Annotated in this window: 21 protein-coding genes; 10 read left to right on the top strand and 11 right to left on the bottom strand. The window is 29.3% G+C overall.

All coding sequences use genetic code 11. The annotated features are described in order from the left end of the window. Positions 1–4: 4 nt before the first annotated feature. From ftcD to CBD51_004065, 3 genes are read right to left on the bottom strand one after another with little or no spacing between them, the layout of a single operon-like run. Positions 5–1699: a glutamate formimidoyltransferase gene (gene ftcD / locus CBD51_004075; protein RPG58799.1), complete on the bottom strand. Its 1695-nt coding sequence runs from the start codon at positions 1697–1699 to the stop codon at positions 5–7. Between the two features lie 12 nt (positions 1700–1711). Continuing rightward, positions 1712–2803, bottom strand: coding sequence for a hypothetical protein (locus CBD51_004070; protein RPG58798.1), 1092 nt, complete (start codon positions 2801–2803; stop codon positions 1712–1714). Positions 2804–2831: 28 nt separating this feature from the next. Continuing rightward, positions 2832–4094, bottom strand: a complete 1263-nt coding sequence (locus CBD51_004065; protein RPG58797.1) for an imidazolonepropionase — start codon at positions 4092–4094, stop codon at positions 2832–2834. A gap of 61 nt (positions 4095–4155) precedes the next feature. On the opposite strand from CBD51_004065, the gene aroC reads away from it, so the two are divergent. Both aroC and CBD51_004055 read left to right on the top strand, forming a co-directional pair. Beyond that, positions 4156–5241 carry a chorismate synthase gene (aroC, locus tag CBD51_004060; GenBank protein RPG58796.1) on the top strand — a complete coding sequence of 362 codons (1086 nt, stop codon included), beginning with the start codon at positions 4156–4158 and terminating at the stop codon, positions 5239–5241. Beyond that, positions 5238–6539, top strand: coding sequence for a dicarboxylate/amino acid:cation symporter (locus CBD51_004055; protein RPG58795.1), 1302 nt, complete (start codon positions 5238–5240; stop codon positions 6537–6539). The genes aroC and CBD51_004055 overlap by 4 nt, the downstream gene beginning before the upstream one ends. A gap of 4 nt (positions 6540–6543) precedes the next feature. Here CBD51_004055 and CBD51_004050 read toward each other — a convergent pair whose 3' ends face one another. Together CBD51_004050 and trmD are read right to left on the bottom strand one after the other, a co-directional pair. Then, positions 6544–6891 carry a 50S ribosomal protein L19 gene (locus tag CBD51_004050; protein RPG58794.1) on the bottom strand — a complete coding sequence of 116 codons (348 nt, stop codon included), beginning with the start codon at positions 6889–6891 and terminating at the stop codon, positions 6544–6546. Between the two features lie 69 nt (positions 6892–6960). Beyond that, complete coding sequence (gene trmD, locus CBD51_004045; protein ID RPG58793.1) at positions 6961–7638, bottom strand: tRNA (guanosine(37)-N1)-methyltransferase TrmD; 678 nt, start codon at positions 7636–7638, stop codon at positions 6961–6963. A gap of 213 nt (positions 7639–7851) precedes the next feature. Here trmD and CBD51_004040 point away from each other — a divergent pair, with 213 nt between their 5' ends. Then, positions 7852–8469 (top strand): CAP domain-containing protein, encoded by a 618-nt coding sequence (locus CBD51_004040; GenBank protein RPG58792.1) that lies wholly within the window; start codon positions 7852–7854, stop codon positions 8467–8469. Positions 8470–8473: 4 nt separating this feature from the next. Here the strand turns inward: CBD51_004040 and lpdA are convergent, their stop codons facing one another. Continuing rightward, entirely contained in the window at positions 8474–9862 is a 1389-nt protein-coding gene (lpdA, locus tag CBD51_004035) for a dihydrolipoyl dehydrogenase (GenBank protein ID RPG58791.1), read from the bottom strand. A 28-nt stretch (positions 9863–9890) separates the two neighbouring features. Beyond that, positions 9891–10271 (bottom strand): RidA family protein, encoded by a 381-nt coding sequence (locus CBD51_004030; GenBank protein RPG58790.1) that lies wholly within the window; start codon positions 10269–10271, stop codon positions 9891–9893. A 32-nt stretch (positions 10272–10303) separates the two neighbouring features. On the opposite strand from CBD51_004030, the gene CBD51_004025 reads away from it, so the two are divergent. Then, a complete protein-coding gene (locus CBD51_004025) occupies positions 10304–10861 on the top strand; it encodes an aminodeoxychorismate/anthranilate synthase component II (GenBank protein RPG58789.1) in 558 nt (185 codons plus the stop codon). Here CBD51_004025 and CBD51_004020 read toward each other — a convergent pair. Further along, the gene (locus tag CBD51_004020; protein RPG58788.1) at positions 10858–13263 is read right to left on the bottom strand and encodes an LPS-assembly protein LptD; all 2406 of its coding nucleotides are present in this window, start codon (positions 13261–13263) and stop codon (positions 10858–10860) included. The genes CBD51_004025 and CBD51_004020 overlap by 4 nt on opposite strands. Positions 13264–13341: 78 nt before the next feature. On the opposite strand from CBD51_004020, the gene CBD51_004015 reads away from it, so the two are divergent. The 6 genes from CBD51_004015 to CBD51_003990 all read left to right on the top strand — a co-directional run bounded on the left by CBD51_004015 (position 13342) and on the right by CBD51_003990 (position 18330). Further along, on the top strand, positions 13342–14382 hold the full coding sequence (locus CBD51_004015) for an N-acetylmuramoyl-L-alanine amidase (GenBank protein RPG58856.1): 1041 nt from the start codon (positions 13342–13344) through the stop codon (positions 14380–14382). Positions 14383–14409: 27 nt separating this feature from the next. Beyond that, the gene (locus tag CBD51_004010; protein ID RPG58787.1) at positions 14410–15303 is read left to right on the top strand and encodes an MCE family protein; all 894 of its coding nucleotides are present in this window, start codon (positions 14410–14412) and stop codon (positions 15301–15303) included. 39 nt (positions 15304–15342) lie between these two features. Then, on the top strand, positions 15343–16671 hold the full coding sequence (locus CBD51_004005) for a (Fe-S)-binding protein (GenBank protein RPG58786.1): 1329 nt from the start codon (positions 15343–15345) through the stop codon (positions 16669–16671). Further along, positions 16661–17083 (top strand): phosphoheptose isomerase, encoded by a 423-nt coding sequence (locus tag CBD51_004000; GenBank protein RPG58785.1) that lies wholly within the window; start codon positions 16661–16663, stop codon positions 17081–17083. The genes CBD51_004005 and CBD51_004000 overlap by 11 nt, the downstream gene beginning before the upstream one ends. 7 nt (positions 17084–17090) lie before the next feature. Further along, a complete protein-coding gene (locus CBD51_003995; GenBank protein ID RPG58855.1) occupies positions 17091–17864 on the top strand; it encodes a (Fe-S)-binding protein in 774 nt (257 codons plus the stop codon). 1 nt (position 17865) lies between these two features. Beyond that, positions 17866–18330 (top strand): hypothetical protein, encoded by a 465-nt coding sequence (locus CBD51_003990; protein RPG58784.1) that lies wholly within the window; start codon positions 17866–17868, stop codon positions 18328–18330. A 62-nt stretch (positions 18331–18392) separates the two neighbouring features. Here CBD51_003990 and CBD51_003985 read toward each other — a convergent pair whose 3' ends face one another. From CBD51_003985 to CBD51_003975, 3 genes are all read right to left on the bottom strand, one after another. Then, complete coding sequence (locus CBD51_003985) at positions 18393–19091, bottom strand: hypothetical protein (GenBank protein ID RPG58783.1); 699 nt, start codon at positions 19089–19091, stop codon at positions 18393–18395. Positions 19092–19255: 164 nt separating this feature from the next. Then, entirely contained in the window at positions 19256–20704 is a 1449-nt protein-coding gene (locus tag CBD51_003980; protein ID RPG58782.1) for a hypothetical protein, read from the bottom strand. Continuing rightward, positions 20701–20958 (bottom strand): adenylosuccinate synthase (locus CBD51_003975; GenBank protein RPG58781.1); only part of this gene is annotated, 258 nt, incomplete at its 5' end. The genes CBD51_003980 and CBD51_003975, both read right to left, overlap by 4 nt.

Genomic DNA, 20958 nt, shown 5'->3' with positions numbered 1-20958 from the left:
GTAGTTATTTGGTAATTATCTGTACTACATTTTTTAGGATTTTTGCTTCTTTTTCAATCGCTTTGTTTTTTAATTTATTTGCTTTTCTTATAATGGCCTTTTTTTCTTTTTCATTGTTATAATCTTTGATATTTATCATAACATTTAAATATCCTCCAATTACTGCTGACCTTGCACATAAAACTGCAACACCTACATCACTAACTGAATTGGGGTTACCAATATTTACTAAATTTTCAATAATATCCATAGATTGAAAAGAAGTTTCCATAATTGCTAGAGGTATGTTAATGGCGTTTAGTGTTGCTTTTTGAATTTCGTTTTCTTTTAGTTTTTCCTCTTGATTATTACTTGTTTTAATTCTAAATGCATCAAGAATTGCATTAAATGCCTCAGTATCTTTATCAACTAAATCTTCTAGTTTTTTAATAAATTTTTGTCCAGTATCTGCTAAAGTTGAAAATTTTTCCCATTTATCATCCCAACCTCTTTTATGACTTGATAGATTTGCTACCATCGTAGCTAATGCAGCACCTAATCCGCCAATATATGCAGAAATTGAACCTCCTCCAGGCGCAGGACTTTCAGACGCAGTTTCTTGTAAAAATTTAGTTAAGGAGAGTTGACATAGTTTTTTAACCTTTTCTTGAATTTTGTATTCAATGATTTTTTCATAAGGATTAAATGGCGCAATTTCATCTAATCCCATTGTTTTTTGAGCAATTTTAATAATTTCTTTATCCGAAACTCCTATAGATCTTTGTTGTTTTTTTAAAAAATATTTCCCTGCTTCTAATATCGAATTTAAGGGAATTAATCCAACTAATTCTGAACCGGTTACTCTAATGCCTCTGTTATTTGCTTTTTTACATACTTCATCAAATACAATATGAATAGGTGTTTCACTGATATTTGTTAAGTTCATAGATATTTGACTGATTCCGTATTCTTCTATAAACCAACCAATTGCTTTCACATGTTTTAAGCTGCCAGGTTTCCAGATTGTATTTCCATTTTTATCTTTTAGTATTTCCCCTGTTAAACTTCCATTGTTTCTAGCTATTCTACCTTTTTCTCTTATATCGAAAGCAATTGCATTAGCACGTCGTGTAGATGTTGTATTTAGATTGATATTGTATGCAATAAGAAAGTCTCTTGCACCAATTGCAGTAGCACCACTTTTTTTAATTATTTCTGAATTGATAGAACCAAAATCTGGTTCCCATTTTGATTGTTGCACTTTTTTTATAATATTTTCGTATTCTCCTTGCCTTATATCAGCTAAATTCTTTCTAAATTTTTTCTTAGCAGAATGTTCATATAGATAGACTGGAATTTTTAGTTCTTTTCCAACACGTGAGCCTAATTTTTCAGAATATTCAATAACCTCATTCATGGACATGCCTGACACTGGAACTAGTGGGCATACATCGGTTGCACCCATTCTTGGATGTTCACCGCTATGCTCTTCCATATTAATGAGCTCACTTGCTTTTTTAATTAATTTGAATGCAGCCTCAATCACATTATCAGGGTGCCCAACAAATGTAATAACAGTTCTATTAGTGGCACGCCCGGGGTCAACATCCAAAAGGCTAACTCCGTTAGTGTTTTTAACCTCATTAACAACTTGTTTTATTATTTCTTTATCCCTTCCTTCAGAAATATTGGGGACACATTCCATCAACTTGTTACTCATGAATTGTAATTGTTAATTAGCTAATTGTACAGATCCAAATGAAAACTTCTTGTCGCTTTGGTCATCGTTTTCAAGAGTTGGGTTTAAAATATATTCTAACTTATAAAAGTAGGTGCCTTCTTTACAATCTTTTCCGTTTTCAGTCTTTCCATCCCATGGATGATTATCATATGAGGATTCAAAGATTGTTCTGCCTATTCTATTATAAATTGTTACTCGATATGTTGTAGCTTCGCAGGTAATAGGTGATTCAATTGTTCTGTTTTCTTGATTGTTGGGGATTTCTGGAAAGTGGTCATTTTTCTCATCTCCGTTTGGAGAAAATCCATAAAACTCATTGTTTTTTTCCTTTGGGAATTCCCAGCTACAGGGTTCACAATCATCATATCCCTCATAAATACTAATCGTAATCCAGTCAGATTCAATAATACCTTGAGAGCAATAATTTTCAATAGTAAAATAAAATGTATTACTAGAGTTAAGGTCGTAATTTGTATTGCTAATTGATATTTCTGGTGTGTCTGAATCAGTTATAGGTTCACCATTTATATACCATTGGTATGAAACATAGTTACTATTAGGACTAGTTCCAATAGCATCCGCAAATAGCGTAACGTCAGTATTCTCTTCGCATATAATAATTTGTTCCTCTGTATTATAATTATCTAAAGAAATTACAGGTTCACCTGGACTTTGAAACTCAATGTTAAAAGAACAGCTGACATTTGATTGATCTTCTAGGACTCCATTAAAATTAATTATAATAGATTCAGCATTTTGCATACAAGGGTCGTTGAAGTCAACTGAAAAGTAATAGTTGCCATCCTCTGCTCCAGTCCAGTCTTGACATTCTTGACCTTGATCGGTTGTGTATGACCATATAGCATCAACAAGTGGTTGTCCTTGAATAGAATTAGGTACTATAATTGTGCTTACAGTGTCATCACAAAAGAAAAGAACATTATTCACATCGTCATATTCTATTATAGGGTCATTAGATTCAGCAAATGTTTCAATCCATTCACATTGTCCGATTATATTATTGGTGTTTAAAAAAAATAAACCAAAAGACACTAAAATGAATTTCCAATTATTTAATATCATATTTTTTTTTTTAGCTGATTATACAAACTTAATAATTTGTTTCAGAATCATAATAAATTTTACCATTAATTATAACCTTATTAATAAAATTTTCCCCTATTGAGTAGGGAATGTAGCCTAAAGAAGGTATGTCATTTGTGATTATTAGATTAGCTTTTTTATGTTTTTGGATACTTCCTAATGACTCATTTACTTCCATCGCATAGGCACCATTAATAGTTGCTGCATTAAATGCTTCATTAGGATTCATTTTCATTTGAGTACATGCTAATGACATAATGAATGACATATTACCTGATGGACATGATCCCGGATTACAGTCTGATGCAAGAGCTACAGGTAGTCCAGATTCAATCATCATACGTGCTGGTGGATATTTCAATCCCAGGAAATATGCCGTACCAGGAAGTAGTGTTGGAATAGTATTTGAGTTTTTTAATAATTCAATTTCTTTTTCAGATGTAAATTGCAAATGGTCTACCGAAATTGCATTATGTTTAACTCCTACTTGTATTCCGCCTGAAAAAGCTAATTCATTTGCATGAATCTTAGGTTTTAAGCCATGCTTTATACCTGCATGTAAAATTCTTTCAGTCTCATCTTTTGTAAAAAAACCTTTATCACAGAACACATCAATATAGTCAGCTAAATTCTGTTTTGATATTTCTGGTATCATTTCATTAATAATTAGTTGAGTATATTTCTCTTGAGAAATATTATTAGGAGTTGCATGTGCACCTAAAAAAGTAGCTTTAATCTCAATAGGATATTTTTCTTTGAGCATTTTAATAACACGAAGCATTTTAATTTCATCTTTTGTATTTAAGCCATATCCACTTTTTATTTCTATCGCACCAGTACCTAATTGCATTAATTTTTCTAACCTTTTTGCACTTTGCTTGAATAAGCTGTTTTCATCGGTTTCGGATAAAAGTTTAGCTGAATTTAGAATTCCACCTCCATTTTTTGCGATTTCCTCATATGAAAGTCCATTAATTCTGTCTATAAACTCACTTACTCTGTCTCCAGAATATACAATGTGGGTGTGACTATCACACCATGTTGGCATTATTATCCCATTGTTGGCGTCTATAATTTCAGTATTATTCCAATCTTCTATGCCTTGCCAATTATTCATTTCTCCAAAATCTATTATTTTGTCGTTTTCAATTACTAGCCAGCCATTATTAATAATTGAAATTTCATTTAATTTTTTTCCTTTTTTGATTTGGTTTTCCTTTTCAAAAGAGGTTCCAACAATCTGTTTTATATTTTTTATTATTTTTTTCATAATTAGTTGAAAAGATAAGCAAACTAAATTAAAGAGTGATGAAATTGATATATTTGTTATTATGTCATCAACAATTGGAAAATTATATAGATTAACTACGTTTGGAGAATCTCACGGTAAATATATGGGTGGAGTGATTGATGGCTGTCCATCTGGTTTGATGATCAACATTAATAAAGTTCAAGATTATTTAAATAAAAGACGTCCAGGAAGTGCACAAATATATAGTCAACGAAATGAGTATGATGAGGTTGATTTTGTGTCTGGTATTATAAATGGTAAAACTTTAGGTTCTCCCATAGCCTTTTTGATTAAGAACCAAAATCATATAAGTAAGGATTATTCTGAGTTTAAAAATGTATATAGACCCTCACACGCAGATTATACTTACGAAAAAAAATATGGTATTAGAGATTATAGAGGAGGTGGAAGGTCTTCTGCCAGAGAAACTGTTAACTGGGTGGTTGCAGGTGCTATTGCTAATCAGATTTTAAATTCTAAAAATATATATATTTATTCATATGTTTCTGCAATTGGTGAGTTGTTACTTAATCAGCATTATAATACTTTGAGTTTAAAAAATATTTACGATAATAATGTGCGTTGTCCATCTAAAAATATTGCTACTAAAATGGAAAATCTTATTAGAGATTGTCAATGCAATGGGGATACGATTGGTGGAAAAATTTCTACTGTTATAAAAGGATTGCCTGTTGGGCTAGGGGAGCCTGTTTTTCATAAATTAAATTCAAGTTTAGCAAGAGTCATAATTGGTATTAATGCATGTAAAGGCATTGAGTTTGGGTCGGGTTTTTTAGGTGCCTCAAGGAAAGGTTCTGAAGAAAATGATCAATTTTTTGTAGACTCAGACTCTGTGAAAGTTAAAACAAATAACTCGGGGGGTATTCAAGGAGGCATTTCTAATGGCCAAGATGTGTTTTTTAATTGTGCTTTCAAACCGGTTTCTACTATTATGAAGTCACAGTCAACGTTAAATAGTGAGTTAAAAGAAGTAGATTTTTTACCATCTGGTCGTCATGACCCATGTGTGGTCCCTAGAGCTGTTCCTATTGTATCTGCATTAACTGCAATGGTTGTCCTAGATTATTATTTATTAAGTAAAACATCAAAATTATCTGATTTATGAAAAAATTAAGTTTACATTGGAAAATTATCATTGGAATGCTTCTTGGAGTTTTTTGGTCTCTTTTGGGCAGTATGTTTGGCTGGTCTGATTTTACAATTAAGTGGATTAGTCCATTCGGCGATATATTTATTAATCTTTTAAAATTAATTGCAGTACCACTTGTTTTATTTTCTGTGATAAAAGGTGTGTCAAGTATTTCAAATATTTCCTTGTTAGGTAGAATGGGGTTTAAAACTCTAGCTTGTTATCTATTTACAACTGTTATGTCAATTTCCATAGGTTTATTGCTAGTAAATACTATTAAGCCGGGTGAATTCATTGCTTTAGATCAACGTGTAGCTAATAATGCTTCTTATGTTGAATTCAAAAAAAATGGTACAGTTGTAGATGGTTTTATGTCTGAAAAATTAGAGCTTGCAGAAAATCAAAAAAACAATAGTCCACTGCAATTTGTCATTGACATGGTTCCATCTAATATATTTATGTCATTAACTAATAATAAATTAATGCTTCAGATTATATTTTTTGCAGTTTTCTTCGGTGTGATTTTAGTTATGATTCCAAAGAATCATGCCGCACCAATTACTCACTTAAATGATGCATTTAATACTATCTTTCTTAAAATGGTTGAAGTGGTGATGATGGCAGCGCCATTTTTTGTTTTTGCATTATTAGCAGGAGTAATGGCTAAAATTGCAGGTGATAATCCAAAAGGTGTTATTGAGGTTTTTAAAGGTCTAGGGGTTTATTCTATTGTTGTTTTTTTAGGATTATGTTTAATGGTTTTTGTTATTTATCCATTGATTATTTACAATTTTAAAAAACTTAACTATTTTGATTTTTTCTCATCAATTGCTCCTGCTCAAATGTTAGCTTTTTCTACATCCTCAAGTGCTGCTACTTTACCAGTTACGATGGATTGTGTGAATAAAAATTTAAATGTTCCAAATCGGGTTTCTAATTTTGTTTTGCCAATAGGTGCCACTGTGAATATGGATGGAACTAGTCTTTATCAGGCTGTTGCAGTAGTTTTTTTAGCCCAAATGCATATGGTAGATTTAAGTATTTCACAACAACTTATAATTGTTTTTACAGCAACTATGGCATCTATTGGGTCTGCTGCAGTACCAAGTGCAGGATTAATTATGTTAATTATTGTTTTAGATGCGGTTGGCTTAAATCCAGCTTGGATCAGTATTATTTTTCCTGTAGATAGATTACTGGATATGTGTAGAACAGTTGTAAATGTGACTGGAGATGCAACTGTTGCTTCAGTTGTATCAACTTTAGAGGATTAGTAAATTATCTTTTTTGCTTAATTCTAGCACTTTTCCCTGTTCTTTGTCTCATGTAGAAAATTCGTGCTCTTCTTACTTTTCCCAATTTATTTACTTCTATTTTTTCGATAAATGGTGAATTAACTGGAAAAATTCTTTCAACACCGACTCCATTTGATATTTTACGAATTGTAAAAGTTTCTGTTAAACCAGAGCCTTTCCGTTGAATCACATCTCCTTTAAAGAATTGTGTTCTTTCTTTTTCACCTTCTTTAATTGTGTAGAAAACAGTTATTGTATCTCCTGCTTTAAATTCAGGATTTTGCTTACTAGAAATTAAATTTTTTTCAATATCTGAGATTAATGAGTCCATAGTCAAGTTGTCTTTAGAGTTTGCAAAAATAATTATCTTTTTATGATTTTCAAGAAAAAAAATAATTTATTAATCATTTAGTAGGTCTGGTCTTCTTTCAAGTGTGCGTTGAATTGATTTTTTTTCTCTCCATTCTGCAATTTTTTTATCATCACCAGAAAGTAATACTTTTGGAACATTATGATTATTATAACAAGCGGGTCTCGTGTAAATTGGTGGGGATAGAAGTTTGTCTTGAAACGAATCAGATAGTGCACATGATGAATTATTCATAACACCAGGAATTAGTCTTATTATCGAGTCACATAAAACCATTGCAGGCAATTCACCCCCTGTTAGCACATAATCTCCAATAGAAATCTCTTTATCTATAAACAGATCTCTTACTCTTTGGTCTATGCCTTCATATCTTCCACAAAGTATTATTATGTTTTTAAGCTGAGACATTTGATTGGATATTTTTTGATTTAGTTTTTCTCCATCGGGAGACATAAACACTACTGCTTGATATTCTCTTTCATTTTTTAATTGTTCAATACAATTAGCTATGGGTTCAATCATCAGAACCATTCCACCGCCTCCACCGTAAGAGTAGTCATCAATTTGTTTCTTTTTGTTATTAGCGTATTTGCGCAAATCATGAACATGTATTTGAACAGTTTTGTTGCTTACAGCTCTTGCTATAATTGATGTTTGAAATGGTGCTTTTAACACCTCGGGAAGTGCAGAAATAATATCTATTCTCATAAGTGTTTAAATTTAACACTAAATTATAAATAAAGTGTTTTTTTTGTTAATTTTTACTATTGACACAATGTCAGCTTGTTTGTGTAAAGGAATAATAATCAGTAAGTTAGTGTATTTGGGTTAAATAAATAATAAAGTGTTTTTTTTGAGTTTTTATTTTTACTAAAAATCTATTAATTTTGAATAATTTTAAATTTTTAACATCTAAATGTAATGTTAAGATATGTTTTTTTAGTGTGTTCATTTTGTTTTATTAATTGTCAATTATTTGCTCAAAATATTAATTTTTTAAATTTATTTACAAGCACTCAAATTAAAGCTGCAAATACAGCAAAAGCAGTTTCATATTTGTCAATCGAAGAAAAAAAAGTATTTCTTATTATTAACTTAGCAAGAATGAATCCCCAAATCTTTAACGAAGTATTAATTAATTATAAAGGAATTCCAAATTATTCAAATGATTTTATTCAAAATCGTAAATATGTGCGTTCTCTTTCTAAAAATTTACTTGAAATCGAGGCATTGGAGCCTATTTATCCAAGCAAAGAGTTATGGCTGCTAGCTAAATGTCATGCGATTAAGTCTGGTAAAAAAGGTTTGTTAGGTCATAAAAGAACTGGATGTAAAGAATTAGTCTATCGTCAATCAGAATGCTGTAGTTATGGTCTTGAATTTGCTGTAGATATAGTAATACAATTATTAATTGATCACAATATTGTTGACTTAGGTCATAGGAAGATTATTCTCGATAAAAGACAAAGATATTTAGGAGTCTCTATTAAAAGTCACAAACAATATAGATACAATGCAGTTTTAGATTTTTCTTTTTAATTAATTAAAGATGAATTACTTCATCAAATGCAACAGCTGTTGCTTCCATAACTGCTTCGCTCATTGTTGGGTGAGGGTGTACAGTTTTTAAAATTTCATGACCTGTTGTTTCAAGTTTCCTTGCTGCTACAATTTCTGCAATCATTTCAGTTACATTGAAACCAATCATATGAGCGCCTAATAGTTCCCCATATTTTGCATCATAAATCATTTTTACAAAACCTTCTTTTTTCCCAGAAGCACTAGCTTTTCCTGATGCAGAAAAGGGAAATTTACCTACTTTAATGTCAAAGCCGTTATTTACGGCTTCTTTTTCTGTCATTCCTACAGAGGCAATTTCAGGTGAACAATATGTGCAACCTGGGATATTATTATAATTTAGCGGTTCAGGATTATGTCCGGCAATTTTCTCAACACAAATAATAGCTTCTGCAGAAGCAACATGGGCCAAAGAAGGACCAGAAACAACATCACCAATCGCAAAATGATTAGGCAGATTAGTTTCGTAGTATTCATTTACAGTAATTTTTCCTTCACTTGTAGCTATATTTAACGATTCTAAGCCTATGTTTTCAATATTGGAGACAATTCCTACAGCAGATAGCAATTTAGTTGCCCTTATGTTCTCTTTTTTATTTTTTCTATTTATTTCAACATGAACAGATTGTTGTTCTATGAGTACTTTATCAACTGAAGTCTCTGTAAGAATTTCAATGCCATTTTTTTTGAAAATTTTCTCAAGTTCTTTAGAGATATCTCTATCTTCATTAGGAACAATTGAAGATTGATATTCTACAATTGTTACCTTAGTGCCAATTGCATTATAAAAATATGCAAACTCAACTCCAATTGCGCCTGAACCAACAATTATAATTGATTCTGGTTTTTCTTTTAAGTTCATTGCTTCACGGTAACCAATAATATGTTTGCCGTCTTGTTTTATATTTGGAAGTTGTCTAGATCTAGCTCCTGTTGCAATAATTATGTTTTTGCCTGTGTATGTTTCAGATGAATTATTTTGACCAATAACCTCTATTTTGTTTTTATCTATTAAAGTTCCATGACCATAAATAACAGATATTTTATTTTTTTTCATTAGAAAATTGATTCCTTTACTCATGTTATCTGCAACATTTCTACTTCTTTGTATAATGTTTGGAAAATCAGGATTTGCTTTTTCAATATTTATTCCAAAGTCATTTGCATTTTTAATGTAGTCATATACTTGAGCACTTTTTAGGAGCGCCTTGGTCGGGATACACCCCCAATTTAAACAAATTCCACCAAGGTTTTCTTTTTCAATAATTGCGGTTTTTAATCCTAATTGTGATGCTCTGATTGCAGCAACATAACCTCCAGGACCGCTTCCTAAAACTATAATATCAAAATCCATGTTTTTTCTTTTTAATTCTCAAATATAATTATTTAGTCATTGCAATTACAGATATTTCAATATTTACATTTTTTGGTAAACAGCTAACCTGAACTGTTTCTCTAGCTGGATATGGAGGTTGAAAGTGTTTTTCGTAAACCTTATTAACTTTGTCGAATTTGCTCATATCTTTTAAGAAGATGGTGCATTTAACAATTTCATCCATTGAACATTCTTTTTCTTTTAAAATGTTTTGGATATTTTTTAAAACCATATTTGTTTCTGACTCTATTGAGTCTGTAATTATTAAATTTGTTTTTGGATTAATTGCAATTTGTCCAGATAAATATATCATATTGTTTGCTATAATAGCTTGACTGTAAGGACCAATTGGAGTTGGTGCATTGTTTGAGTAGATTTTCTGTTTCATAATTAAAATATTTTTCGAAATTTACAAAATATATGAAACTACTAATAATTGATAATTACGATTCATTTACATTTAATTTAAGTCACATTTGTCAGCAATTTATTAATCATGTTGATGTTATCAGAGTTGATTGTATTGATGTAAGTCAGGTTGAACAATATGACAAAATTATCTTATCTCCCGGTCCTGGTTTACCCTCGGTTAAACTTATAGAAATTATTAATAAATTTTATCAACATAAAACAATTCTTGGGGTTTGTTTAGGTGCTCAAGCAATTGCTGAGGCACTAGGTTGTAGGTTATATAATATGAAACAAGTTATGCATGGTAAAAAGTCTGTTATTTCTATTGTAGACGAAAGTCATAAAATATATAGATCTTTAGAAAAGAATATTACAGTTGGTAGATATCATTCTTGGGCTATTGATTTATCAAATAATAAATGTCTTATACCAACCGCTTTTGATGAATTTAATATTGTGATGTCATTTAGACATGAAAATTATTCTTTATGTGGCGTACAATATCATCCAGAGTCGATTTTAACAAATTTTGGCGAGCATATTTTAAAAAACTGGCTTACAGACTAATAATCATAAAAACTTTTCTTCTTTGTTAATTTCAAATCTTGAAGTATTGATGATTTGACTCTGATTGCAAAATTATAACTTTGGTGAAATCCTAAAGGAATCCAGTTAAAGGTCATTTCCCAACAATGTAAATCACGGTAAATATCTATTGATGTATAAGTAAAGTCTCGATTTTTTAAATCATATCCAGAACGAAATCCAACTTTCCACTTTTCAGTGATATTAATATCACCGTTAAAATTAATTGACTGAATTATATTTTTCTCAATTCCGGGCTTGTTATATGAGAAATTATAGTATAATTTTAGCGACCAGGGGACTGAAAAATCTACAAAATAATCGATATTTTCATTTATATAGTTTATTTCATCATTGGTCAGCAGTTCTGATTGTTTTTTGATTTTTGAATTATTTAAATCAAAACTGATGTCAAAATTTACATTAGTTAATCTTCCAATTTGTCCATTTTTTAATAAAAGTTCGTCAACTTTTATACCATTTTCGTTTAATTTATAAGGATCTAATGAACTGTTTAATTTTAAAATTAATTTATTAAATAATTTTGTTCTAAAATTCATATTAATATTACTTAAACGTAGACTGTCAGCTGCATGATTATAGCTGTTATTTATACTTAGATTTTCAATAATTTTTATTTTTTTTTCTTCTCCGTTTTTATTAATTTTTAACTCAAGATTATTATTAAAATTAACACTAAGTAGATTTTGTTTTATTGAACTTGGAATACCGTAAATACCCCCTTGAAAATAAGAATATGTTTCAGTTTGATTATCAGTTTCTAGCTCACTATATATTCCAAATTTTTCATCCGAGAAGTCAGGTTTATAAGTATATGTTAGTGAAGGTGTTAAAACATGTCTAAATTTTTTCTTTTTAGTTGAATAAAAACCATAAATTTTTGTATTAATTTGAGTGGAAAATCTAAATTCTCTTAATGCCCAGAAACCCCCTGTTGTATCTGTATTGATTAATTGATTTTGAGAATCCCAACTTTTTTCTTTTTTTGTAAAGTACCATCTCTCACTATATTGAATAGAAGGATTTACATTAATGTATTTAAACAAATTAAATGATGTAGATATAGGAATACTATGTTTTACCCCATTTTTCAGATTTTGATTTGTATTTTTAAAAATTAGACTATCAGGGGCTGATAATGTGTTTTTAGCATTTAAACTATAGCTAATACCTAAGTTTTTGTACCATGTTTTTTTGATAGAATTTTTAAAAGGGAACAGTCTATTAATAGAAAATAATAATTCCGGCATGGTTAAGTCTACTTGTTTATTTATCGTATTTTGATTGTGTCGCATATTGACCGAAAGGTTATAAGGTTTATTGTCCCAACTTCTTTGAAAAGATATGTTTGAACTTAATGTATTTTGAAGATAGTCTGCATTATATGCATTGTTACGATTATATGTACTACTTGCCAAATTAACCAATGCAGAGAATTGATTGTTGGGGTGTGACTTAGGGTCTTGTTTATGTTGCCAGGTTATTTTAAAATCTTTTGCCAAACTATAGTTTGGCATATTAGGCTCACTAATTTTTGTTTTAGCATAATTAATTCTAATACTACCATTATACTTGTATCTCTTTTTATATTGAGATGTTTTACTTATTCTCCAACTACCTTTAGTATATATATCTCCAGTTAGTGATAAATTTAGATATTCATTAATACTAAAGTGATAACCTAAATCTCTTAGATGATAACCCAAAGTTGTAGATTCACCATATGTTGGCATAATAATTCCAGAGGATCTTTCATTTGTAATTGGAAAAATACCAAAAGGAATAACTAGGGGAGTTGGTAAATCGCCTAATATTAAATTTGCTGGTCCTGTAATAATTTTTTCACCTGCAATTAATTTTAATTTTTTCGCATTAATAAAAAAATGAGGTTCATCTAAATCACATGTTGTATATTTACCATGCTTTAAATAATATGTTTTTTCATCTTCTTTTTTTATTTTATCTCCATGTAAAAAACCTCCTTCTTCCTCTGTCAAAAGTGTAGTTATTTTTGCTTTTTTAGTCTTATAATTATAGATAATAGTATCAGCCCTATAGATTTTATTGTCATCTTTTAGTATAGGTGTATTAATGTAGTTTCCTAATGTATCATATGTGCCAATTGCATACAATATGTTCTTATTGAAATCAATAGATATGAAACTTGAATTTAATTGAGTCTTATTGTAATTTACTTTTGCATCCTTATAAAGGAAAACTTTACTATTTTTTAGATCATATATAATTGAATCTTGTGCAAAATATGTTAAATCTGAAGGTGGATTTTTTTGACAAAATAATATAGATGGAATACATAGTACTACCATCATTAATAATTTAAAATATTTTAATCGAATTTTCAAAACTTTATTTATATTAACCTAATTACGTGATTATTTTAATAAGTGAAACGCTTTATTCTACTATTTCTTACACTTTTAATTGTTCATTCCTTTGTGTTTGCACAAAATAATGAATTAGGAATTAATAAAATAGTTATTGATCCAGGTCATGGAGGAAAAGATCCTGGTAACGGTGGAACAGGACGTTATCATAATACCGAAAAGGATGTAGTTTTAGATATTTCATTATTATTAGGAAAATATTTAAAAGATGCGTTTCCAGAAATTTCTATTATTTATACAAGAGATTCTGATACTTTTGTTAAGTTATCAGAAAGAACAAGGATTGCTAATGAGGCACAAGCCGATTTATTTCTCTCAATTCATTGTGACGCTTTTCACGATCAAAAAGTGTATGGTTCAACTACTTATGTGATGGGTTTGCATAAAACAGAAAGTAATTTAAATGTTGCTATAAGGGAAAATTCATCAATTTTAATGGAAAATAATTATGAAGCTAACTATGAGGGTTTTAATCCGTCAGAACCTGAATCTTATATTGCTCTTTCAATGTACCAATCTAATCATTTGTATAACAGTTTATTAATTGCTAGTAAAATTCAAAATCAATTTAAAACACGCGTAAATAGAAAGGATAGGGGAGTAAAACAAGCTGGTTTTATGGTTATTAGTAGAGCTACGATGCCTAGTGTTTTAATAGAATTGGGATTTTTAACCAATAAGGTCGAAGAAGACTTTTTAAACTCTAAAAATGGAAAAATTTATATGGCATCTGCAATCTTTAGAGCAATCAAAGAATATAAATTAGAACTAGAGGCATTGATTTTAGAAAATTACACATCTAAAAAGGAAACTCATGAATTATATTTCAGTGTGCAATTTCTTACTTCAGTCACACCAGTAGATTTCAAGGGTCTATCAATTCAAAATCATGAGTTAATAAATAGTTTTCATGATGGTGATTTTTACAAATATAGTTATGGAAAAGTAGAGACACTAAAAGAAATAAATTCTTTAAAAGAACAATTGCTTTCATATGGCTACAATGATTTTTTTACTATAGCAATTTTAAATGGAGATAAAATATCATTAGCAGATGCATTATTAATTTTAAAGTAAATTTGTATATTCTAAAATAAAAGTCGAATTGTGAAAAAATCTAATGAATTATTAATAGGGATATTTACTTGTGTCTTGTTAGTTGTTTTATATTGGGGAGTCAATTTTTTAAAGGGCGAGAATTTATTTTCCAATAAAAAATTTTTCTATGCTGTTTATGAAAATGTTGATGGATTAACTATATCTAGGCCTGTTACAATTAATGGTTTTAAAGTAGGTCAAGTCGCTAATATCGATTTTAACTCCAATAATGCAGATTTAATTGTTGAAGTTGCCATCGAAGAAGATATTCCATTTTCAACTAATTCAATTTTAGAAATTTATGATTCTGATATTATGGGTTCCAAATCTTTAGAATTAAAATTTAAATCTGGAAATCAAATGGCAAAAAGTGGTGATACTTTAGTAGGTTCCATCGCATCTGGTTTGACAAGTGAAGTGACTGAGCAATTTGGGTCTGTTAAAATAGGTTTAGATCAATTGATAATTTCATTTGATAATGTTTTAAAAGAAATTGAAATTTTATCTTCCACTGCTAACAGATTATTAACTAATAATGAAAATCAGCTTTTAGCAAGTGTTAATAATATTGAGTCAGTATCCAGTGTGATTGAATCACACACTAAATCCATTGATAAAATAATACTTAACTTTTCTCAAATTACAGATAGTCTTTCACAAATTGAATATGTGTCTATTTCTAATAATATGTTAAAAATCTCAAAACAGTTAGAATCAATACTTGAAAATGTAAATAATGCTGAGGGTACTTTCGGAAAAGTGTTACATCAGGATTCTATTTATAATAATCTAAATACAGTTATTAATAGTATGGATAATTTGTTAGTTGATATACAAAATAATCCTAAAAAATATATTAATCTGTCTATATGGGGCAATGATAAAAAAAATAGTAAATAGTAGATATATTTTTATAACTAGTTGTATCTTTAATTACGTATGTTTTCAATAGCTAGTTTTTTATTTATTATTATTTTTTTAAGCTCCTGTTTTCTTTTTTACAGGAATATAAAAATCATTATTCGCAATATTTATCTTGGTAAAAATCCAGGTGCTTTTGAAGACTCTAAGGAAAGATGGAAGCAAGTTTTCTTTATAGCTTTTGGTCAAAAAAAAATGTTTAAAAAACCTTTGGTTGCAATTTTGCACCTATTTGTTTATGTCGGTTTTGTTATAATAAATTTGGAAATTATTGAAATTATTCTTGATGGTATTTTTAACACACATCGTATTTTATTTGCTCCTAAATGGGCAAATGTATATCGATTTTTTATTAATTTTTTTGAAGTTTGTGCAGTATTAGTTTTAGTATCTGTTATTATATTCTTATTGAGAAGAAATGTTATAAAAATAAAACGATTCTTCAATGAAGAAATGAAAGGTTGGCCGACTCTAGATGGGAATTTAATTTTAATTTTTGAAATATTTTTAATGTCTGCCTTTTTAACTATGAATTCAGCTGATTTGGCTTTGCAACAAACATCTTTNTCACATAAATATCCCAATACTGGTGATTTTCTTATAAGTGGATTGTTTTCCTCTTTCTTAGCCGAACAACTATCTGTAAAATCGCTTTTTATTTTAGAAAGGTTTTGTTGGTGGTTTCATATAATTGGTATTTTTGGTTTTTTAAATTATCTCGTAATTTCTAAACATCTTCATATTCTTTTTGCTTTTCCAAATACATATTATGCTAATTTAAAACCTAAGGGCCAGTTTACGAATATGCAATCAGTAACTAAGGAGGTTAAAAGTATGTTAGATCCTAATATTGATCCATTTGCTGAAACATCTTCAACACAGACTAGTGTAGAAAGATTTGGAGCAAAAGATGTGACAGATTTAAACAGAGTGCAAATTTTGAATGCATATTCATGCACCGAATGTGGTCGTTGTACTGCTGAGTGTCCTGCTAATGTTACNGGAAAAAAACTTTCTCCAAGAAAAATTATGATGGATGTGCGTGATAGAATTGANGAAGTTGGTCGCAATTTAGATCAAAATAAATCTTTTAATGATAAGTCTCTTTTACATGATTATATTAAGCCTGAAGAGTTGTGGGCTTGTACATCCTGCAATGCATGTGTTGAAGCGTGTCCTTTAAATATAGACCCTTTGTCAATTATTATTGACATGAGAAGATACTTAGTGATGGAGCAATCACAAGCACCAAGCGAACTAAATACAGTTTTCTCAAATATTGAAAATAATGGTGCTCCATGGCAGTTTGCTGCTACTGATAGATTAAATTGGAAAAATGNTGAATAATATAAAATTAATAAATAAGACTATCGAAGGAAAAGATATTAGTCCAGTTTTACCTCTAGAAGTTAAAAACTATCTTATAGATATTGATGGTACTATTTGTGATGATATTCCTAATGAACAAGCTGAAAGAATGTCTACAGCTAATATTTACCCTGAGGCTTTAGAAACTTTAAATAAGTGGTATGATCAAGGTCATATTATTACTTTTTTTACTTCAAGATTAGAGTCTCATAGAAGTATAACTGAAAAATGGTTAAAAGAACATGGCTTTAAGTATCATGGATTATTAATGGACAAACCACGCGGAGGAAATTATCATTGGATAGATAATCACATGGTTAGAGCGACAAGGTATGATGGGAAATTTACCGATTTAGTAGAAAAAAATGTAAAAATTCAGGTTTTTAAATAATATGGGAATAACTGTTAAAACAATGTCTGATATGTTTGCAAAAGGTGAAAAGCCTGAAATTTTATATTGGGTTGGATCTGCGGGTAGTTTTGATGATAGAGCAAAAAAAATAACACGTTCTTTTGTTAAAATAATGAATCACGCAAAAGTAAATTTTGGTGTTTTAGGAACTGAAGAGTCTGCAAGCGGTGATGTAGCTAAACGTGCTGGCAATGAATTTCTTTTTCAGATGCAAGCATTAATGAATATTGAGATTTTAAATTCTTACAATNTACAACGTATTGTAACAACTTGNCCTCATGATTANAATACACTTAAAAATGAATACAAAGATTTAGGTGGTATTTATGAAGTTCTCCATCATACTGAATTTATTTTTGAATTAATTAAGGAAAACCGACTTACACTTTCTGAAAACTTGAAAGANATGAGGCTTACATATCACGACCCTTGTTATTTAGGCAGAGGGAATAGTATTTTTGAAACCCCTAGAAAATTATTAAAAAGCTTAGGTGTTCAATTAATTGAAATGAAGCGTTCTAAGCGCACTTCTTTTTGTTGTGGGGCTGGTGGCGCTCAAATGTTTAAAGAGCCAGAAAAAGGGAAACAAGACATTAATATTAATAGAACTAAAGAGGCTCTTGATACTAATGTTGATGTCATTGCAACTGCATGTGCTTTTTGCAATACAATGATTACTGACGGTGTTAAATTTTTAGCTGAGGGATCTGTTGATGTTTTAGATGTTACTGAGTTGATTGTTAAATCGGAGAATTTATAAGATGCTCACTTTATACTCNGAACTTCCTAGTCACTCNAAAGNATTTATTTATCAATCTNATAAAGAACTTAATAANAAAGAATTATCTCAAATTAAAAATTTATTAATAGATTTTTCTAATAATTGGCAAACACATGGCAAGCCAGTATATAATACATTTAAGCTATTTAATCATTTTATATGTTTTTTTGTTGATGAGTCGTCATATACCACAAGTGGTTGTTCTCTTGACTCAATGGTTGGCTTAATCAAGTCTATTGGTATTAAATTTAATATTGATTTTTTTAATCGTAATAACATTGCGTTTATTGATAATATGCAAATTAAATTACTATCTATTAATGACTTTAAAGATTTGATACAACCTGATATTATTGTATATAACAATTTAGTCAAAACTAAATCAGAATTTGAGTCTTCTTGGAAGTCCCCGGTTCAAGAGACTTGGTTGAGTAGATACTTGTGAAAATTAAGNATAAAAAAAGGCTCCATATGGAGCCTTTTTTATTTCTAGTTACTTGTTACTTATTAAAAGAATAAGCTAAAGTTGATACCTGCAACAAACTCTGAGCCTGAAAGATCAGTAGTTTCTGCACCCATCATACCTACAAGAGATCCATTAGCACCATCTGTTGCTGGAGAAGTTCTTTCACCATCAACAATTAAGTCTAAATGNACAAATGGNTCTACTGCAAAGTGCTCTCTCCATACTAANGTGTAACCCATACCAAATCTCACGTGAGATGACTGAGTTCTTGTTTGAAGAACCATATCCTCCTCAGATACNTNACCATTAATATCGAATACTGGAACGTCTTCTGCCCAAGNTTCAGTTTGAGTAGTTCCACTATTTAAGCTAACTTCCATAAATAGATTTCTAGCTGCATAATATCTTGCAAATACACCAAACATTCTTGTATTGTTTGTAAGTGTGTAGTCACTGTGCTCGCCAGTAACAACGAAACCACTTGGAGAAGTAGCAGATGGAGTTAAGTATCCTGCAAAAGCTGGAAAGTACTCATCATCAGTGTCGAAATGAATTTCAGCACCAATTGCTAAACCATCTTGGATAAAATATCCAACTCTTGGAGTTATACTCCAATCTGTCCATTCAGTTTCAGAAAATTGACTTCCTGCACCTAATAGAACAGTTCCTTTTTTTGTTTGTGAGTTTGCTGAAAATGTTATTAAACATAGAGTAGCAAACATTAAAATAAACTTTTTCATAGTAATAATAATTATATAATTTTCTTAGTTAACAGGGACAAATATATATTAAAAAATCTACAACAAGAACTTTTTTATGTTTTATTCTACTTTTTTTATTAAAAAAATACGCTTTTTAACAACTTTCAATATGTTTTACAGATTGGAAGTGTACAATTTACAGTTTATTTATTCCGTAATTTAAATCCGTTTAAATACATTTGATTACTGTTATAGCTATTTGATTCATCTTTTTCAATTTCATAATAATTTGACTCAATTTCTTGATTGCATAAGATGTTTTCTAGTAAATTCTCATTAAATAATAATTTAATTTTTCCCGCATTAACATTATTAACACCTATTGACTCATTATTGTTTTCAAAATATTTCATCATACCATTACCTTTTAATTCGAAGAANTTTATTTGATTTTGTATAAAACTCCCTTCTAAAATTTTNCCTTTTATTTGATGGTATAAACTTGTTGTGTCCTCAGGGGCTATAATAAATGGGTTTTCAGCAATAAACATACTATCAATGTTATTATTTAAAAAATATATTTCAATTTCATCACCCGTAAGTTGAATATCTTTAAACCAAAGTGCAGGTTCATTTATCATTTTCATTTTAGTATAATTAGAATCGAAGGTCAATTTTTTACACTTCCCATATAGTTCATTCCCTAATATTTTTACATTATTATTAATTTCTGCATATTTTTTATTATCATCTATAATTATAGTGTCTCCTCTTATATTAGTCGAGTCATTATTGTTTAATAATTCTACATATGAATTTTGAGTTACAGTAGAAATCTCATTTTCTTGAACTAATCGGTCGCCAAAAATAGATATATTATTGTCAGATTTAATTGATATTTCATCTTTAAAATAACTTATATTTTTATCTTTTTTTAAATAATTAGCTTTAATAGTTGTACTGTCTGATATAATTGTTAGACCCTCGAGTATTTCAAAATCATTTGAGTTTCTTAAATTTCCCTTTTGACATTCAATTAATATATTTTCATAGTTAATAGAAGTTGGACCAAAAAAAACAACTAAACTGTCTTTATTTATCATATTTTCTGTATACATGGTTAGACTATCACTAATTAGTTTAATATTTTGAGAGAATATTGATTCTTCCTTTTTTAAATGATAAATAAATTCTTCACTAGAAATATTATAATACATATTTTCAACTATTCCTTTCTTCCAGTATTTGATAATTTTTTGTTTAAAATCATATTGAATGAAATCTCCAAAAATTGAAATATTATTAGTACTTAATTGACTGTTCTTGTAGAAAATTATTGTATTTAATCTTTCATTTATTTTAATTGAATCACTTAAACATTTAAGAGTGTCATTAAAAAATGAAACATTGCCCCAAGCTCTAACATCATCATTATGTTTATTAATTGTTATTGTGTCACATTGAATTTTTAAGTCAGAGTATTCTATCATAACATCACCGCAAAATTTTTGAAAAATAGTATCATTAATCTTTATCTGCTCTAACTTATTTGACTCTATAACATGAATTTTACTCTGGCAAAAGAGAGAGTTTGAATTAATTAAGAAAAAAACAATATAGAATAATATACTAGGAGAAGTCCATTTTTTCATCTAAATATTGTTTGAGATCTGTCAGGACCTATCGAAATAATAGAAACTGGAACTTTGAGCTCATTTTCTAGAAATGAAATAAACTTATTAAATTGAGATGGTATTTCATCTTTTGAAGTAATATTTGAAATGTCTTCTTCCCAACCTTCTAGTGTAACATATACAGGGTTTAGTAATGATTGATTTAAATCATATGGTAGGTGAGTGACTTCTTGTCCCATATAGTTATATGCAACACAAACTTTAATAAATTT

The sequence above is a fragment of the Flavobacteriales bacterium TMED191 genome (genome assembly GCA_002171975.2).
Classification (GTDB): Bacteria; Bacteroidota; Bacteroidia; order Flavobacteriales; family TMED113.
This window is presented reverse-complemented; position numbering and strand designations above follow the sequence as displayed.

Coding starts and splice junctions, on each gene's coding strand:
- CBD51_004040 (RPG58792.1), top strand. CDS start 7,852: ATGTTAAGATATGTTTTTTTAGTGTGTTCATTTTGTTTTATTAATTGT.
- CBD51_004070 (RPG58798.1), bottom strand. CDS start 2,803: ATGATATTAAATAATTGGAAATTCATTTTAGTGTCTTTTGGTTTATTT.
- CBD51_004025 (RPG58789.1), top strand. CDS start 10,304: ATGAAACTACTAATAATTGATAATTACGATTCATTTACATTTAATTTA.
- aroC (RPG58796.1), top strand. CDS start 4,156: ATGTCATCAACAATTGGAAAATTATATAGATTAACTACGTTTGGAGAA.
- lpdA (RPG58791.1), bottom strand. CDS start 9,862: ATGGATTTTGATATTATAGTTTTAGGAAGCGGTCCTGGAGGTTATGTT.
- ftcD (RPG58799.1), bottom strand. CDS start 1,699: ATGAGTAACAAGTTGATGGAATGTGTCCCCAATATTTCTGAAGGAAGG.
- trmD (RPG58793.1), bottom strand. CDS start 7,638: ATGAGAATAGATATTATTTCTGCACTTCCCGAGGTGTTAAAAGCACCA.
- CBD51_004055 (RPG58795.1), top strand. CDS start 5,238: ATGAAAAAATTAAGTTTACATTGGAAAATTATCATTGGAATGCTTCTT.
- CBD51_004065 (RPG58797.1), bottom strand. CDS start 4,094: ATGAAAAAAATAATAAAAAATATAAAACAGATTGTTGGAACCTCTTTT.
- CBD51_004030 (RPG58790.1), bottom strand. CDS start 10,271: ATGAAACAGAAAATCTACTCAAACAATGCACCAACTCCAATTGGTCCT.
- CBD51_004050 (RPG58794.1), bottom strand. CDS start 6,891: ATGGACTCATTAATCTCAGATATTGAAAAAAATTTAATTTCTAGTAAG.